Genomic DNA, 17,286 nt, shown 5'->3' on the forward strand with positions numbered 1-17,286 from the left:
CGCCCGTCACGGGGTGGAGAGCTCGAACCGCGACACTGCGACCGAGCCACCCAGCGACTGCGTGGCGTGGTTGAAGATGCCGAACCGGTAGCCCATGAAGAACTGCCAGTCGCTCTTCAGCGTGAAGCCCGACCCGAGCGACGTGAAGTTCACCCCGTCGGTGCTGTAGGAGAACCGGGCCTGTCTGCCGCTGCCGGGACGGATGTCGGCGTTGGCGCGCAACCAGATCCGGGTGCCGGTGAGGTTCGCGCTCGCGACCTCCGTGCCGGTGCCGGTGGTGTTCCAGTTGCCGTCCATGGTCAGCCCGTTGACCATGACGACGCGGTTGCGCCCGTTGTCGCGTTTCACCCCGATCCACGCTGACGAGTCGCGCAGCATCGCGAGCCCGCTGCGGTCACCGTCGCGCATCGAGGTCACGTCGAGCGCGACGGTCGCGGTCGACGACGGACCCTGTATTCGGTGGGTGAGGGTGTTGCGGGCGTTGTACAGGTCGTTGGTGACGGTCGCCGTCGAGAGCCGCAAACCGTTGTCGACGCTGTACTTCGTGGTGTCCGGGTTGTGGTTCCACTCCCACTGCGGCCCGAGTTTGGTGCCCTCGAACGCGTCCACCCCGGTCATCGGTTTGACCTGGCGTGGTGGCGGCGGGAGGTTCGGCATCGGGTAGTTCGCGCCCCAGCCGCCGTTGACCGTGGTGATGCGCGGCCAACCGTCTGCAGTCCAGGTGATCGGCGCGAGCACCGGCATGCGGCCGCCGGGATAGGCGTCGATGAACGCCATGTAGTACCAGTCGCCGTTCTGCGTCTGCACCAGACCGCCCTGGTGCGGCACTCCCGCGCCCTGGACCGGGGTCGGCATGTTCAGCAGCACCTGCTGGACGGTGTAGGGCCCGAACGGGCTCGACGCCCTCAGCACGTACTGGCCGTTCGCCGGCCTGGTGACCCAGATGTAGTAGTAGCCGCCCCGCTTGTAGAACCGGGAGCCCTCGAGGGTTCCGATGTTCGACGGGGTCTGGAACACCTGCTGGGAGCGCACCTCGGACTTCCCGTCCGGCGAGAGCTGCGCGACGCTGATCTGGGTGTTGCCGTAGGCGACGTACATCGTGTCGTTGTCGTCGACCAGCATGCCCGCGTCGTAGTAGCACTTGTTGATGGTGGACAGCTTCGACCACTGCCCGTCCACGGCCGCGGCGGTGTAGATGTGGGTCTGCGCGAAGTCGACGCACCCGCCCCAGTAGTACGTCTTGTTGCTCTTGCGGTAGTTCAGGAACGACGCCCAGATCCCGCGCACGTAACCACGGCCGCCGCTGAGGTCGTACTTGGCCCCGAAGTCCAGCCGCGGCACGGAATGCCCGGCGTACTCCCAGTTCACCAGGTCGTAGGAGCGCAGGATCGGCGCGCCCGGCGAGTAGTGCATGGTCGACGCCGAGTAGTAGTACGCGTCGTCCACGCGGATGATGTCGCCGTCCGCGAAGTCCTGCCACACCACCGGGTTCTTGAACGAGGCGGCCTGCGGTGGTGGCGTCGTCGTCGTGGTGGTCGTTGTCGTGGTGGGAGGAATTCCGGTGTCGTCACAGGCGACGCCGTTCAGGCGGAACGACGCCGGATCGGGGTTGGCCGAGGTGAACGTGCCGTTGAACCCGAACTCGACCTTGCCACCGGTCGGCACGGAACCGTTGTAGGAGGCGTTGCGCGCGCTGACCTGGTTGCCGCTCTGCGTGATCACGGCGTTCCAGTGCTGGCCGACCTGCTGGCCGTCGGTGTAGGTCCACTCGAGGTTCCAGCCGCTGATCGCGTCGCCAGTGTTGGTGATCGACACGGACGCGCCGAAACCGCCCTGCCACTCGGAGGTCTTGGCGTAGGTGACCGAACAACCGGGAGCGGCCTGCGCGGCGGTGCTCGCGGCGAGCCCTCCGGCCACGAGGGTGAGCGCGGCCAGAGCCACCGCCGGAGCTCGCCTCATGATCGTGACCACTTCTGGTTCGACTGGCCGTTGCAGGTCCACAGCACCAGCCGCGACCCGTTCGCCGTGCCGGAGTTTTCCACGGTCAGGCACAGACCGGCGTTGGCGTTGCGGACCGATCCGTCGGCCTCCGCCGTCCAGCGCTGGTTCGCCTGACCGTTGCACGGCCAGCTGATGACACGGGTGCCGTTGGTGGTGCCCTGGTTGTTGGCGTCCAGGCACTTGTCGCCGAAGACGCGGATCTCACCGTTCGGCCACGAGGTCCACTGCTGGCTCGCCGCGGTGGTGCAGTCCTGGATCGCCGTGTTGGCACCGTTCGCCGTCGAACCGTTCTCGACGTCGATGCACCGGTTGGACGCCGCACCGCGCAACCGTGCGGTGGCGGCGGCGATCTGGCTGCCCCCGGTGACCCGGAAGGCGGCCACGCCGTGCGCGGGAACAGAAGCGGAGATCGCGCCCGAAGTGGTGGACGTGCCGCCGGTCCACTGGTCGGTGAGCGTGAAGCTGGTGCCGGACAGACCGATCTGGGCGGCCGTGGTGGACACGGTCGCGGTGCCGGAGCCCCGGTTGAACAGCCCGACCGCGACCGAGCCGTCCGAGAGCGGTTTGGCGAACACCTCGGTGTTGCCGTCGTCGCGCACCCGCCGGCCACCCACCCCGAGCCTGTCCTGGTTGACCGCGATCAGGCGCTGGTTGCGCAGGATCGCGCTCACGTCGCCGGACATGGTGCGGATGTCGTTGCCCGCCATCAGGGGCGCGGCCATCAACGCCCACAGCGTGAAGTGCGAGCGCGACTCGGTGAGCGACAACCCCGGCCGGCCGACGACGAGCATGTCCGGGTCGTTCCAGTGGCCGGGTCCGGACTGGACGGCGAGCGGGGCGGTGATGTCCAGGACGTTGCCCACGCCCATCGGATAGCTGTTGACGTTGTTGTTCTGCCAGATGTCGAGCAGGTCCTCGGTGGTGCGCCACAGGTCGGCGACCTCACCCCAGTTGTACCGGTCGCCGGTGATGGCGTGGAAGCTGTTGGGGTTGATGCTGTAGACGATCGGGCGGCCGGTGGCGCGCAGGGCGTCGCGCATGATCGAGAACCGGGCGACCTGCTCGTCGCGGCTGCCGGCGCCCGAGCACCAGTCGTACTTCAGGTAGTCGACACCCCACGACGCGAACGTGCGCGCGTCCTGCGCCTCGTGGCCCTTGCTGCCGGTCGCGCCGGGGAACGCACCGGTGCCCTGCGCGCACGTCTTCTCGTTGGGCACCTGGTAGATGCCGAACTTCAAGCCACGCGCGTGGATGTAATCGCCCAGCGCCTTCATCCCGCTCGCGAACTTCGTGGGATGCGAACGCAGGTTGCCCGCGGAGTCGCGCTGCGGGTCGAACCAGCAGTCGTCCACGACGACGTACTGGTAGCCCGCGTCGCGCATGCCGGAGGACACCATCGCGTCGGCGGCCTGGCGCACCTGGGCCTCGGTGATGCCGCACCCGAAGCTGTTCCAGCTGTTCCAGCCCATCGGCGGGGTCAGCGCGGGGCTGCCGGGCGCGGCCTGCGCGGCAGCGGGGCCGACGGTGATGGTCGCGATCGCCGCCAGCACCGCTGCGACGAGGTGTGGCAGTCTTCTTGGCCGGGTGAACATCGTCGGTCCCTCTCAGGCAGGGGTGACGCCGCCGGGGATCCGGGTCCCGGCGGCGTCGGTCTGTGGGGTCAGCAGGTCGAGTTGGTCTGCGTCAGCAGGCCGAGCTTCCACGGCAGCTTGTTGTAGTCACCACCGGCGCTGGGGTTGATGCCCTGGTAGAGGAAGCGGAGCTGACAGGGGTTGATCTCCATCGTCTGGTCCACGCCGGCGCGGATCATCTCGCCGTGGCTGAAGTCGCGCGTCCACTGTCCACCTGGGAGCGTCACGTTGTTCGACCGGGCGAACGGGTTCGACTCCTCGGCGGCCAGCGGGCTCCACGGACCGGTGATCGCCGAAGCGGTCCACGTGCGGAACCACCGCCTGCCGTCCGACCCGATCGCCTCCACGATCAACATCCACTGGTTCTTGCCCGCCACCTTGTAGACGTTGGAGGCCTCGAACAACCGGTTCTTGTTCGAGTCCTGCAGCGCGATCACGGTGTTGGTGAACCCGTTGGGGAACTGGCCCATGGTCGTCTCGGACCGGTAGAGATGGCCGTTGTCGTCGGACGAGAACAGGTAGCACTTCGCGGTGTCGCACACCATCCAGAAGTCGACCCAGTAGCCGTTGCCGATGTTGTCGCGGATGATCTGCGGCATGCCGTTCGCGTAGAAGTTCTTCGGCGCCGACCACGACGACGGGTTCGAGATGTCCGTGGTCGTCGAGTACGACGCGTTCGATCCCGTCTGGTACACCAGGTACCACAGGCGTTGCGGCGCGAAGTAGAACACGTGCGGCGCGGCCTTGTAACCACCGCCGACGGCCGTGCGGTCGAGGTAGTAGTGCGGTGCCGAGGCGGCCTGCGACCAGTCGGTGAAGCTCGTGTACATGATGTTGTAGCCGGTGGTGTAGACCGACGCGAACACGTGGTACTTGCCGTTGTAGTACACGACGCTCGGGTCCTTGACCGAGTAGACGTTCGGGTGCGCCGAGTCCGGTTTGGGACTGATCAGTGCGCCGCTCGAGGACCACCGGAAGCTCGACGGCAGGCTGCCCGCGGGCGGGTTGCCGGTCGTGGTGGTGGTTGTGGTCGTCGTCGTGGTGGGACCGACGTCGCCGGTGCACAGGGTGCCGTTCAGCGTGAACGCCGTGGGGTTGGGGTTGTTCGTCCCGCTCGTGGACCCGTTGAACCCGAACTCGACCTTGCCGCCGGTCGGGATCGCCGCGTTGTAGGAGACGTTGCGGGCGGTCACCTGGGCCCCGGACTGCGACGCCTCGGCGTTCCACGCCTGCTTCACCTGCTGACCGGCCTCGAAGCTCCAGGTGAGATTCCAGCCGTCGATCGCGTCGCCGAGGTTGGTGATGGCGACGTTCGCGGTGAACCCACCGTCCCAGGTGGACGGTGCGGAGTAGGACACCGAACAGCCCGGCGCGGCCGCCGCGGGAGGCAGCGCCACAGCGGTGATCGCGGACAGGGTGACGAGCGGAACGGCGGCCGCGACCGCGAGCCGGGCTCGCCGGGATGCGAACAGTCGTGCGAAGAACATGATCACCCTTCGGCTTCGGAGAGATCAGAGGCAGGGGTTCACGGACTGGAGCAGGCCGCCGTGCCGATCGCCGGCGCACCGGAACCGGAGGCGATGAAGCCGAACGTGGTGGAACCGCCGGAGCCGATAGTGCCGTTGTAGGACACGTTGGTGACCGTGACCGAACCGCTGGCGACGCCGTTCCAGATCTGGGTGACGGCGTGGCCGCCGGGCAGGGTGAACCGGACCGTCCAGCCGGAGATGGCCGACGCGGCGGGGTTGGCGACGGTGACCTCGCCCTGGAAGCCACCGTCCCAACTGCGGGTGACGACCGGCGTCGCGGTGCACGGTCCACCGGGCTGCGGTGGCGCCGGGTCGCCGATGCTGCCGGGGACGGCCGACAGGGCGTTGAACCAGACCGCGGCCATCTTGCCGTAGCCGGCGGCGTTCGGGTGGATGCCGTCGGGCAGGTCGGAGATCGGCACCGCGGGGTACATGTCCACGACGTGCACCCGCTTGCCCGCCGCCGCCTTGGCCCGCAGCAGCGGCACGATGGCGGCGTTGTAGTTGCGCACGGTCGAGTCGGCGAACCGGATCGGGATGATCGTCGAGACGAACACCTCCGCCGACGGCGACTGAGCGGTGATCTTGTCCACCAGCGCGGACAGTCGCCGCGGCGCTCCCGCCGGATCACTGCCGTACATGTCGTTGGTGCCGATGTGCAGCAGGATCGTGCGCGGGTTGTAGGTGCGCAGCCAGTTCACGACGTTCGCGTCGACCTGCGCGATGGTCCAGCCGGGATGACCCTCGTGGTTGCGGTCGGGCATGGACGCGGGGCCGTCCGACAACGACCCCACGAAGTCGATGGAGCGCCCGGCGGCGCGCAGCTTCGTGCCGAGATCGAGCCGGTAACCACCGATCGAGCCGCCCTGGGTGATCGAGTCGCCCAACGGCATGACCCGCACGGGGTCGGCAGCAGCGTCCACTGTGGACGCGGTGGCCGCAACGGGCGACAGCAGGACGGCGATCAGCGCTGCGCACAACGCTTTCAGCGGGCTCGGCATGGTGAGCCTTCCCGGGAGAAGCCGGACGACAGGGACTACCAGCAATGTAATGACGCCGTCACATCCCGGTCAAAGCTAAATGTGAGCGCTAACTTTTAGCTTGCGGCCATTCGACACTGTCGAATTCCCGTTCGAAGCAAGGGAAACGCACGAATGCGCGTATCGACGGTGTTACGCCAGATCTTGCACTGTTAGCGTGAACATCAGGTTCACCCGCGTGGCGCCGCCACCGAGCCGCCCTCACGCACGGGCATCGGCACGCGGTGGATCATCGGCGCGCGGGCGCCGCGCCCGCGCCGGACGACCAGGTCCACCAGGACTCTGACCGCCCACGCGCCGAGCTCGTAGTGCGGCAGGGCGACCGTGGCCAGCCGCGGCCGCATCCACGAGGCGATGGGATGGTCCTCGAAACCGATCACCGAGACGTCGTCCGGCACCGAGAGCCCCGCCTCGGCGAGCGCCTGGTAGGCCCCGAACGCGAGACGGTCGTTGAGACACACCAGCGCCTTGGGCCGGTGCGTGCGCAGCAGCTCAGCGGTGGCCTCGAAACCGTGCTCGGGAGTCCACTTCGGACACCACCGCGCGCCGGCGACCTCCGCTCCCGCCGCCTCGAAGACCTCGTGCAGGCCCAGCAGACGGTCGGCGGCCGCGATGCCGTGCGACGGTATGTCGCACATCCCCGGCCCTGCGCCGATCAGGTGAATGTCGCGGTCGTGTCCCGCCTCGACCAGGACGCGCGCGGCCGAGCGGCCCGCCTGCACCTCGTCCGGCAACACCGACGGAACGGCCGCGGCGGTGGCGGGCGTGGCGTTGAGCAGCACGGCGGGTCCGTCGTACAGCACGTCCGGGACAGCGGCCGTCCTGGTGTGCGTGGACGCGAACACCACGCCGTCCGCGCGCCGGTCGCGCATGGTGTCGACCAGCGTCCGCTCGACCAGCGGGTCTCCGCCCGACTCCCCCACGAACAACATGAAACCGTGCCGGTACGCGGCATCCACCGCGCCCTTGACCATGTCACCGGCCCACCCGGACGACGCCACGGTGTCGGACACGAACCCGATCGTCTGCGACCGTCCGCCGCGCGGCCCGGTCGTCAGTGAGTTGCGCCGATAGCCGAGCTGCTGCGCCGTGGAACGCACCCGCCGCTCGGCATCCGCCGAGATGCGGAGCTCCCGCGCCCGTCCGGTCAGCACCAGCGACGCCGTCGTGACCGACACTCCACTCGCCGCCGCCACATCGGCCAGTGTCACGCGCGTCCGTCCCACAGCGGATCCGCCTCCCGTTGCCGTGCGTGCCCGGCCGCGTCTACCGGCCGGGATTACCTGAAATGCCTGCGAGCACACGTTGTCGCAGGACGACCCTGGGCGGAGGGGGCCGTCCTGCGAGCGCTCTCACCGCTTCAGACGACCGGGATCCCCGGCTTCACCACGACGCACGAGCCACGCCTCGGTGATGTGCGTGAACATGGCGTCGGCCGCACCGGCCGTGTCCTGAGCGGCGATGCGTTCGTAGATGCGCCGATGCCCGGCGTTCGACGCCAGACACAGGTCGCGGCTGCTCTCGCCGCGGTAGCCGGCCGTGTTGATGGCCTGCCCCTCCAGCGAGCGCACGACACCGCGAGCGATGCGGTTCCCCGACGCCTGCATGATCGTGTCGTGGAAGAGGCGGTCGTGCTCCTCGTACGCATCGACGTCGTCAACGAGCTCGTCCATCCGGTCCACCAGTGCCCGCAACCGTTCCACGGTGTCCTCATCGGCGGTGCGCGCGGCGACCTGGGCCATGTCGGACTCCAGCAACCGACGTGTCACGACGAGGTCGTCGAGGATCGCGAGGCTCTCGTCCTCGGCGATCGCGGCGCCGAGGACCAGCTCGTCGAGCATGTTCCACTGCACTGGAGGGGTGACCGTCGTGCCGGAGCCCTGGCGCACCCGGACCAAGCCCTTCTCCTGCAGGACTTTCACCGCCTCGCGGATCACCGTCCTGCTCACCGAGAAGGTCTCGCAGAGCACCGGTTCCGGCGGCAGGGTGACACCGACGCCGTAGCTGCCGCGGATGATCCGCTGCACCAGCTCCGCGGTGACCGCCGCGGCGAGGCTGGCCGGTCTCCGCGTCCATCCCGGGGTCGCGGACGTACCCTGTTCCGGCTGCCGACCTGTCGCTGTCATCTTCGACTCCGTTGCGCCACGGCGGTTGATCTGGGCCCCACAGTATACGTAACACCATTGACGTCACACGTCATACGAGTTACGTTCGCGGTGTTGCACACCGGCCGGACGACCGGCTTCTCCTGGAGAAGTGAGCCGCGATGAAGCAGCGCCCACTCCGTTTCGCCGTCTGCGCGAGCGCCACCCGGCAGCCGAGGCCCGGCGACGAGAAGAACACCCGGCAGGACTGACACATGCCAGGCATGCCGCGCATTCCGCTTTGTCCACAATGGACAAAGCAGTGTCAGCGGCAGGTCCGCCACGACATCCCCCAATCGTCCACAAAGGACGCAACGCTGCCCTGTCCGCCGCCGCGGGAGGCCGTTCCAGCCGCATCCTCACCTCAGGAGGTCCCTTGTCCACGTCCTCGTTCCCCGCAGCGCGGCGGCGAACGGCACTCGCCGCCGTCGCGGTGGTGATGACAGCGTCGATCGCCACCGCTCCCCCGGCCTCAGCCGCCACGACGACCCTCTACGCCTCTCCTTCGGGCACCGGCACCGCCTGCACCGCCGCCGCGCCGTGCTCGCTGCCGGCGGCGCAGACCGCCGTGAGGTCCCTCAACAGCTCGATGTCCGGCGACATCGTGGTGGAGCTCGCCGACGGGGTGTACCGGCTCTCGCAACCGTTCCGGCTCACGGCCGCGGACTCGGGCAGCAACGGCTACCGCGTGCTCTGGCAGGCCGCCGCGTCGGCGCATCCCGTCATCACCGGCGCCAAGGCGGTCACCGGGTGGTCGGTCGCCGACGCCGGGAAGAACATCTACCGTGCGAACGTCGGCACCGGTCTCGACAGCCGCCAACTCTACGTCGACGGCACGATCGCGACTCGGGCGAGAACGCAGGTGAACCGGTCCGACTTCATCTTCACCGACACCGGCATGCGTTTCTCGAACGGTTCGCTGAGCTACCTCAACAACCTGGCGAACCAGAACCGGGTCGAGGTGGAGAGCGTCAACTCGTTCACCGACAGGTACTCGCCGGTGCAGAGCATCAGCGGCAACTTCCTGACGATGCAGCAACCCGCGTGGAACAACAACACCTTCGGCTACGACACGCTCAACAACCCGTTCCGCGCCGGACCGCTCTACCTGACGAACGCGTACGAGTTCCTGGACTCAGCGGGCGAGTGGTACCTCAACCCGGGCACCGGCGTCCTCTACTACATCCCACGCCCAGGCCAGAACATGAGCACCGTCAGCGTTGAGCTGCCGACCTTGCAGTCACTGGTCGACGTCGGCGGCACCTACGACGCGCCCTCGCACGACATCTCGTTCAGCGGCATCACCTTCACCGGCACCTCGTGGCTCGGCCCCAGCAGCAACCAGGGCTTCGCCGACCAGCAGACCGGCGCCTACATCTCCGGCAACTGGAACTGGCCCGCCGACAGGCTGAACTCGTGCAAGAGCGGCTGCCAGGCCTTCGAGTCGGTCCGGCCGCACTGGTCCCAGATGCCCGCCGCCGTCCAGATCTCCGCGGCCAGCCGCATCACCTTCACCGAGTCGCGCTTCGTCAACCTCGGGCAGACCGCGATCGGCATCGGCAACGACGCCAACGCGCACGCGAGCGGTGTCGGCCTGGGCGCGTCCGGCATCACGATCACCCGGTCGGAGATCGCCCAGAACTCGGCGGGCGGCGTCGTGGTCGGCGGCGTGCGCGCCGACGCGCACCACCCGAGCGACCAGCGAATGGTCAACCGGGACATCACCGTCAGCTACAACCGAATCCACGACCTCGGCCTCGAATACCGCGGCATCGTGTCGGTGCTCAACACCTACGTCACCACCGCGACAGTGGCCAACAATGAGATCTACAACCTGCCGTACTCCGGCATCAACGTCGGTTACGGCTGGGGCTCCAACGACGCGGGCGGCAGCAACCACTACGCAAACCGCGGCCTGTACAACTACCAGCCCCGCTACTCGACCCCCACCACCGCGTCGGGCAACAAGATCGTCAACAACTACGTCCACGACGTGATGCAGCAAATGACCGACGGCGGCTGCATCTACACGCTCGGCTGGAACCCGAACGCGGAAATCAGCGGCAATTACTGCCTGCGCACCAACGGATTCTTCGGCCTCTACTTCGACGAGGGTTCGAAGTACTACCGCGCGACCGGCAACGTCTTCTCCGCCACCGGCACGTGGGCCACCGCGAACTACGGCGGCGGCGAGAACATGGGCAACTGGACGCTCACCAACAACTGGTCGACCAACGGCAGCAGCAACATTTCCAACGGCGACCGCGGCAACGTCGTCAACGGCAACGTCGTGGTCTCCAACGGCAACTGGCCGGCCGGAGCGCAGGCCGTGATGGCGAACGCCGGACCGGGCGGCGGCGGTGGCGGCGGCCGCGAGAACGTGACCGTCGTCGGCACCCAGTCGGGCCGCTGCCTCGACGTCGCCGCCACGAGCAACAACACCAGGCCGAGGCTCTGGGACTGCGGCAGCGGCGCGAACCAGCGGTGGAACTACACCTCCGCCAAGCAGCTCACGATCGGTGGCAAGTGCCTGGACGCCTCTGGAGGCGGCACCGCCAACGGCACGGCGGCGATCCTCTGGGACTGCCACGGCGGCCTGAACCAGCAGTGGAACCTCAACTCCGACGGCAGCATCACCGGCGCGCAGTCCGGGCTGTGCCTCGACGCCAGCGGCAACGGGACCGCGAACGGCACGCAGACCCAGCTCTGGACGTGCCACGGCGGCACGAACCAGCAGTGGAGCCTGCGGGCCTGATTCCATCCGCAAAGGACGATTGCCCGTCCCGGCCGGGACGGGCAATCGTCTTTCTCCCCCCTCGCCAGGAGGTCAGGAGCAGGCGGTGCCGTTCAACGCCGCTGACGCGAACGGCGGCGCGGACCCGTTGTAGTTCGCGTTGAACCCGAGGGTCAGCTTGCCGCCGGCGGGCAGCGAGCCGTTCCAGTCGGTGTTGACGACGCGGACCACGTCACCGGTGTCGGTCCACGTCCCGTTCCAGCCGTTCGTGACGGTCACACCAGGAGCCGAGAACGTGAAGGTCCAGCCGGTGACCGCCGGTCCCCGGTTCTCGATCACGATCTCTCCGGTGTAGCCGCCCTGCCACTGGCTGACCACGCGGTGGCTGGCCAGGCAGCCGCCACCGGGGTTGTTGCCCGTCGTGGTCGTGGTCGTCGTGGTGGTCGTCGGCCCTGCCGCCATCGCCAGCTCGTAGGCCCGCTGCGGCACGAACTGCCCGGCCGGTCCGATGCAGCCGTCCGACTCACCCGGCAGCTTGACCCACAGGAACGCGTCGATCCTCGAGTCACCCGTGTTCACCGTGCTCGGGGTGCCGATCGCGCGACCGGGAGGATCGCACCACTCGGTGCCCTGCGGTCCGTTGCCGTTGCGGCTGGTGTCCACCACGGCCTTGAGACGGCCGTCGCCCACGGCGTTCAGCACGTTCTTCGCGTAGTTCACCTCGTCGGAGGTCGAGCGGTAGTTCGACACGTTCGTCGAGATGCCGTCGGCGCTGTTCGAGATGTCCGCGCCACGCAGCCTGTTCGCCGCCTCCGACGGGCTCAGCCACGCGGAGTTCCCGATGTCGAAGTACACCTTGGCCCGCGAGGATCCGGACTTCAGCTTCTTGCCCGCGTAGGCGATGGAGGCCTTGGTCTGGTTCTGCTGGTCCGCGTTCTGGCAGTTGCTCATGATCGGCAGGACGTCCGGTTCCAGCACGATCGTCGCCGCCCGCCCGGCGAGCCCTGCCGCGATCTCGTCCACCCACGCGCGGTACGCCTGGTGCGACGGCGCTCCGCCACCGCTCGCGCCGCCGCAGTCGCGGTTGGGGATGTTGTAGACCACCAGGATCGGGATCTTCCCCGCCGAGGCGGCCGCGCCGACGAACGAGCTGATCTCCGAGCGGATCGACGAGGTGTTGGTGGTCGTGTACCAGCGCGCCTGCGGCACCGAGGCGATCCGGTCGCGGATGACCGCCGCCCGCGAGTCGCCGGGGTTGGCGGCCACCCATCTGGCGCTGGAGCTCATCGGGTCCACGTAGAACGCCGACTCGGCGGCGTTGACCGCCACGCCGCCGCCCACGGCCAGGGCTACCGTGCCCGCCACGAGCACACCGACGGCGGCGCACGCGCCACTCGCGAGCTTCCACCGTGTCGTCTTGTCGTCTCTGGGGGCACCGGTGTGGTGCAGCGGAGACGAGGAGCCACCAGCAGGCGGACAGGCGCCGGCTCGTGCGAAATCGCTTGCTCTCATTCAGGTCCTCACAGCGTCGTTGCTGATGCGGGTACGGGATCGGGTGTGAGAGCGCTCTCACGCAACGGCGGGCGAGCGCCGGGGAGAGCGGGTTCAGGCTCGGCCAATCTAGCCAGGGCACCCGACAGCGTCAACGCTAAAAATGTTAGCGCTAACTTTAGCAAAATCGATTCGCCTAAGCTGACCTGAACGCGTTCGACTGCATTCGACATGCAGATTGGGAGCGCTCCCTTGTTTTTATAGCCCGTTCAGCTCAATCTGCCCGATGAGTACTACACACCTTCTTGTGAGCGTGAACATGAAGCTGCCACACTCCACCACGGCGCGTACTCAGTCCCATGGGCGAAGGAGATGGCGATGCAGGTTTCCGGTTGGCAACGAAGACATTCCGGGCCCGGCACCCGCCGTCCACTGCGCCGCGGGTAACAGCGGCACAGCACCTTGGCGATCCCGCACACCACGAGCCCGGTACCGCCGCGCCGGACCTCGTGCGAAGTGGATCGTCGTCCTACCCGCCATGCCCGCGTTCCGGGCACGTTCCCGAAAGTGTGGAGATGAAACTGACATCGAGGTCAGTGTCACTTGTTCCGATCATTTCGACAGTCGCGGCGGTGGCACTCGGAGCCACGCTCATCGTGACCGCCACCGCGAACGCGGCCACCACCCTCGGCGCCGCCGCCGCGCAGTCCGGCCGCTACTTCGGCACCGCCGTCGCGGCGGGCAAGCTGGGCGACCAGACCTACGTGAACCTGCTGAACACCGAGTTCAACATGGTCACCGCCGAGAACGAGATGAAGTGGGACGCGACCGAACCCAACCGCGGCCAGTTCAACTACTCCGGCGGTGACCGGATCCTCAACCAGGCGGTGAGCAACGGCAAGCGGGTGCGCGGCCACGCTTTGCTGTGGTACCAGCAGGAACCGGGCTGGGCGCAGCGCATGGAAGGCTCCGATCTGCGACAGGCCATGATGAACCACGTCACCCAGGTCGCCACCCACTACAAGGGCAAGATCTACGCCTGGGACGTGGTCAACGAGGCGTTCGCCGACGGCGGCAGCGGTGGCCGGCGCGACTCCAACCTGCAGCGCACCGGCAACGACTGGATCGAGGCGGCGTTCCGCGCGGCCCGTGCCGCCGATCCCGGCGCGAAGCTCTGCTACAACGACTACAACACCGACGGCATCAACGCGAAGTCCACCGGCATCTACAACATGGTGCGCGACTTCAAGTCCCGCGGTGTGCCGATCGACTGCGTCGGGTTCCAGTCGCACCTGACCAACAACCCGCCGGGTGACTACCAGGCGAACCTCCAGCGCTTCGCCGACCTCGGCGTCGAGGTGCAGATCACCGAGCTCGACATCGCCGGCAACCAGCAGGCGAACGCCTACGGTGCCGTGACAAAGGCCTGCGTGGCCGTCCGGGCCTGTGCCGGCATCACCACGTGGGGCATCCGCGACACCGACTCGTGGCGCGGCGGCGAGAACCCGTTGCTGTTCACCGGTTCCGGCGCCAAGAAGCCCGCGTACACGGCGGTGCTCGACGCGCTGAACGCGGCCGGGCCGGGCCCCACGACGACCACCACGACCACGACCACCACGTCGAACGGCCCTGGTCCTGGCCCCGGTGACTGCACCGCCACGGTCTCGCTGAACCAGTGGGCCGAAGGGTTCGTCGCCACGATCAAGGTCACCGCCGGATCCTCCGCACTGCGCGGCTGGCGGGTCACGACGACCCTGTCGAACGGCACGGTCACCAACTCGTGGAGCGCCAACCGCAGCGGCACCAGCGGCACGGTCAACTGGACCAATGTGGACTACAACGCCAACGTGCCGGCCGGCCAGTCCACGGAGTTCGGTTTCCAGGGCACCGGCAACGGATCGGGACTCAACCCGTCCTGCGCCGCGAGCTGACGTTCCGCACCATCCCAACCGGAGAGGACCGCCCCGCGGATCGGCCGAGCAGCCCGGTCCGCGGGTGCCTCCCCCTGCCCTCGCAGGAGACCATGATGGCCACGAAACGCAGGTTCTGGACGAGCATCGCCGCGGCGGTGGGCCTGGTCCTGACGGTGATCGCCCCGGCGAGGGCGGACAACCCGATCGTGCAACACATCTACACCGCCGACCCGGCGCCGCTGATCCACAACGGACGGGTCTACCTCTACACCGGACACGACGAGGACAACTCGACGTGGTTCACCATGAAGGAGTGGCGGGTCTGGTCGTCGGCCGACATGGTCAACTGGACCGACCACGGCTCACCCATGAGCCTCGCCACCTTCAGCTGGGCCAAGCAGGACGCCTGGGCGGGCCAGGCCGTGGAACGCAACGGCAAGTTCTACTGGTACGTCCCCGTCGTCACCAAGGCCAGCGGGCGCCCGGCCATCGGTGTCGGCGTCTCCGACAGCCCCACCGGCCCGTTCCGCGACGCCATCGGCCGTCCGCTGGTGGAGAACGGCGAGATCGACCCGACGGTCATGATCGACGACGACGGGCAGGCGTACCTGTACTGGGGCAACCCGAACCTGTCGTACGTCCGTCTCAACACCGACATGATCTCCTACTCCGGCGGCATCAACCGGATTCCGCTGACCACGGCGGGGTTCGGCACCCGCACCGGCGACGCGAACAGGCCCACCCTCTACGAAGAGGGCCCGTGGGTCTACAAGCGCAACGGCCTGTACTACAACGTCTTCGCGGCCAAGTGCTGCTCGGAGTTCATCGGTTACTCGACCTCTCCCGGCCCCACCGGCCCGTGGACCTACCGCGGCACCGTGATGCCCACGCAGGGCAGCAGCTTCACCAACCACCCCGGCGTCATCGACTTCAAGGGCAGCTCGTACTTCTTCTACCACAACGGCGCTCTGCAGGGCGGTGGCGGCTTCACCCGCTCCGTCGCGGTCGAGAAGTTCAGCTACAACGCCGACGGCACGATCCCGACGATCAACATGACCACGGCGGGACCGCCGGCCGCGGACACGCTCAACCCGTATGTGCGCCAGGAGGCCGAGACGATCGGCTGGGGCAGCGGCATCGAGACCGAGGTCGCCAGCGAGGGCGGCATGAACGTCGGCTTCATCAACAACGGTGACTACATCAAGGTGAAGAACGTCGCTTTCGGTACTGGCGCGACGACCTTCACCGCTCGGGTCGCGTCCACCGTCGCCGGCAGTTCCGTCGAGGTCCGCAGCGACGGCCCGAACGGAGCTCTCGCCGGCCGCTGCTCGGTGCCCAACACCGGTGGCTGGCAGACGTGGACCACCGTCACGTGCCCGGTGAGCGGGCTGACCGGCACCCGTGACCTCTACCTGAGGTTCAGCGGTGGCAGCGGTTACCTGCTCAACGCGAACTGGTGGCAGTTCACCCGCGGGTCGGCGTCGTGAACGCCCGGTCGCGCCCGGACAGGTTCGGGCTCATGGCGCTCATCGCGGCGCTGGTGCTCCTGATCGCCGCCGTCGCGCTCTCCCTGGTGCCGCAACCCGCACTGGCCGCGTCGCTGGTGCGCGTCACGAACTTCGGCACCAACCCGACCGGCCTGAACATGTACGTCTACGTGCCCGACCGGGTCGCGGCACGCCCGGCCATGCTCGTGATGGTGCACTACTGCGGCGGCTCCGCGAGCGCCGTGCACAACGGCAACGGACGCGACTACGTCACCGCCGCCGACCGCCTCGGGTACGTGATCGTCTACCCGGAGGCCACGAGGGACGGTCATTGCTTCGACGTGTCCACAGCCAACGCGTTGCGCCGCAACGGAGGTGGCGACTCCACCGGCGTCATGTCGATGGTGTCGTACGCGCGGCAGCGCTACAACGTGGACGCCGACCGCATCGTCGTCGCCGGATTCTCGTCCGGCGCGATGATGACCAACGTGCTGGCCGCCCAGTACCCGGACGTGTTCAGCGCGGGCTCGGCGTTCTCCGGCGTCCCCGCGGGCTGCTTCGCGACGACGAACGGCTCGCTGTGGAACAGCCAGTGCTCGGGCGGGAACCTGTTGAAGACCCCGCAGCAGTGGGGTGACCAGGCCAGGGCCATGTATCCGGGCTACACCGGCCGGTATCCGCGGATGCAGCTGTGGCACGGGACGACCGACACCACGCTGGCGTACCCGAACTTCGGCGAGGAGCTCGACCAGTGGACCAACCTCCACGGGGTGAGCAGGACTCCGGCGTCCACCGACCAGCCGCAGCAGAGCTGGACCCGAACCCGGTACGGCACGACCGGGACGACGGCGACCATCGAGGGCATCAGCATCCAGGGCACCGGGCACAGCCTGCCGATGGCGGGGATGCTCCCGTACTCCATCTCCTTCCTGGGCCTGGACAAGCCGCCCACCACAACGACGACCACCACGACCACGACCACTGGGCCGCCTCCCGCCGACGGCTGCAAGGTCACCGCTTCGGTCAGCCCCTGGAACACCGGCCTGACCGAGACGATCACCATCGCCAACACGTCGGCGACCGCGGTGAACGGCTGGCAGCTGCGCTTCACGCTGCCCGGCGGGCAGGCCATCACGAGCGGCTGGAGCGCGAGCTACTCCCCCGCCACCGGCGAGGTGACCGCGCGCAACCTCGACTACAACGCGGGAATTCCGCCGAACGGTTCGGTGCAGATCGGTTTCCAGGCCACGCACACCGGTGACAGCGCGGCCGCCGGTGGGTTCACGCTCAACGGCGAGCGGTGCGCCGTGGGCTGA

The 17,286-nt window shown here is 68.1% G+C and carries 11 protein-coding genes; 4 read left to right on the forward strand and 7 right to left on the reverse strand.

From position 1 onward, the window contains the following. Nucleotides 1-6: 6 nt before the first annotated feature. From ABZ345_RS19925 to ABZ345_RS19950, 6 genes are all read right to left on the reverse strand, one after another. Nucleotides 7-1,959, reverse strand: coding sequence for a family 43 glycosylhydrolase (locus ABZ345_RS19925; RefSeq protein WP_359850439.1), 1,953 nt, complete (start codon nucleotides 1,957-1,959; stop codon nucleotides 7-9). Next, on the reverse strand, nucleotides 1,956-3,593 hold the full coding sequence (locus ABZ345_RS19930) for a ricin-type beta-trefoil lectin domain protein (RefSeq protein ID WP_359850442.1): 1,638 nt from the start codon (nucleotides 3,591-3,593) through the stop codon (nucleotides 1,956-1,958). Before ABZ345_RS19930 ends, ABZ345_RS19925 begins: the two co-directional genes overlap by 4 nt. A gap of 68 nt (nucleotides 3,594-3,661) precedes the next feature. Continuing rightward, nucleotides 3,662-5,119 carry a non-reducing end alpha-L-arabinofuranosidase family hydrolase gene (locus ABZ345_RS19935; RefSeq protein ID WP_359850445.1) on the reverse strand — a complete coding sequence of 486 codons (1,458 nt, stop codon included), beginning with the start codon at nucleotides 5,117-5,119 and terminating at the stop codon, nucleotides 3,662-3,664. 38 nt (nucleotides 5,120-5,157) lie between these two features. Beyond that, nucleotides 5,158-6,162 (reverse strand): cellulose binding domain-containing protein, encoded by a 1,005-nt coding sequence (locus ABZ345_RS19940; protein ID WP_359850448.1) that lies wholly within the window; start codon nucleotides 6,160-6,162, stop codon nucleotides 5,158-5,160. A gap of 209 nt (nucleotides 6,163-6,371) precedes the next feature. Then, nucleotides 6,372-7,412: a LacI family DNA-binding transcriptional regulator gene (locus ABZ345_RS19945; protein ID WP_359850451.1), complete on the reverse strand. Its 1,041-nt coding sequence runs from the start codon at nucleotides 7,410-7,412 to the stop codon at nucleotides 6,372-6,374. Between the two features lie 141 nt (nucleotides 7,413-7,553). Next, entirely contained in the window at nucleotides 7,554-8,327 is a 774-nt protein-coding gene (locus ABZ345_RS19950; protein ID WP_359850454.1) for a FadR/GntR family transcriptional regulator, read from the reverse strand. 394 nt (nucleotides 8,328-8,721) lie between these two features. Between ABZ345_RS19950 and ABZ345_RS19955 the strand changes: the two genes are divergently transcribed. Further along, on the forward strand, nucleotides 8,722-11,100 hold the full coding sequence (locus ABZ345_RS19955; RefSeq protein WP_359850457.1) for an RICIN domain-containing protein: 2,379 nt from the start codon (nucleotides 8,722-8,724) through the stop codon (nucleotides 11,098-11,100). Between the two features lie 72 nt (nucleotides 11,101-11,172). On the opposite strand, the gene ABZ345_RS19960 is transcribed toward ABZ345_RS19955, so the two are convergent. Further along, the gene (locus ABZ345_RS19960) at nucleotides 11,173-12,591 is read right to left on the reverse strand and encodes a glycoside hydrolase family 6 protein (RefSeq protein WP_359850459.1); all 1,419 of its coding nucleotides are present in this window, start codon (nucleotides 12,589-12,591) and stop codon (nucleotides 11,173-11,175) included. A 554-nt stretch (nucleotides 12,592-13,145) separates the two neighbouring features. Here ABZ345_RS19960 and ABZ345_RS19965 point away from each other — a divergent pair. The 3 genes from ABZ345_RS19965 (at nucleotide 13,146) to ABZ345_RS19975 (ending at nucleotide 17,286) form a co-directional block, all read left to right on the forward strand. Then, nucleotides 13,146-14,501: an endo-1,4-beta-xylanase gene (locus tag ABZ345_RS19965; protein WP_359850462.1), complete on the forward strand. Its 1,356-nt coding sequence runs from the start codon at nucleotides 13,146-13,148 to the stop codon at nucleotides 14,499-14,501. A 95-nt stretch (nucleotides 14,502-14,596) separates the two neighbouring features. Beyond that, on the forward strand, nucleotides 14,597-15,970 hold the full coding sequence (locus tag ABZ345_RS19970; RefSeq protein ID WP_359850465.1) for a glycoside hydrolase family 43 protein: 1,374 nt from the start codon (nucleotides 14,597-14,599) through the stop codon (nucleotides 15,968-15,970). After that, on the forward strand, nucleotides 15,940-17,286 hold the full coding sequence (locus ABZ345_RS19975; protein WP_359850468.1) for a PHB depolymerase family esterase: 1,347 nt from the start codon (nucleotides 15,940-15,942) through the stop codon (nucleotides 17,284-17,286). Before ABZ345_RS19970 ends, ABZ345_RS19975 begins: the two co-directional genes overlap by 31 nt.

Source organism: Lentzea sp. NPDC005914 (assembly GCF_040629405.1).
Lineage (GTDB): Bacteria > Actinomycetota > Actinomycetes > Mycobacteriales > Pseudonocardiaceae > Lentzea.

Coding starts and splice junctions, on each gene's coding strand:
- ABZ345_RS19925 (WP_359850439.1), bottom strand. CDS start 1,959: ATGAGGCGAGCTCCGGCGGTGGCTCTGGCCGCGCTCACCCTCGTGGCC.
- ABZ345_RS19930 (WP_359850442.1), bottom strand. CDS start 3,593: ATGTTCACCCGGCCAAGAAGACTGCCACACCTCGTCGCAGCGGTGCTG.
- ABZ345_RS19935 (WP_359850445.1), bottom strand. CDS start 5,119: ATGTTCTTCGCACGACTGTTCGCATCCCGGCGAGCCCGGCTCGCGGTC.
- ABZ345_RS19940 (WP_359850448.1), bottom strand. CDS start 6,162: ATGCCGAGCCCGCTGAAAGCGTTGTGCGCAGCGCTGATCGCCGTCCTG.
- ABZ345_RS19950 (WP_359850454.1), bottom strand. CDS start 8,327: ATGACAGCGACAGGTCGGCAGCCGGAACAGGGTACGTCCGCGACCCCG.
- ABZ345_RS19960 (WP_359850459.1), bottom strand. CDS start 12,591: ATGAGAGCAAGCGATTTCGCACGAGCCGGCGCCTGTCCGCCTGCTGGT.
- ABZ345_RS19965 (WP_359850462.1), top strand. CDS start 13,146: ATGAAACTGACATCGAGGTCAGTGTCACTTGTTCCGATCATTTCGACA.
- ABZ345_RS19970 (WP_359850465.1), top strand. CDS start 14,597: ATGGCCACGAAACGCAGGTTCTGGACGAGCATCGCCGCGGCGGTGGGC.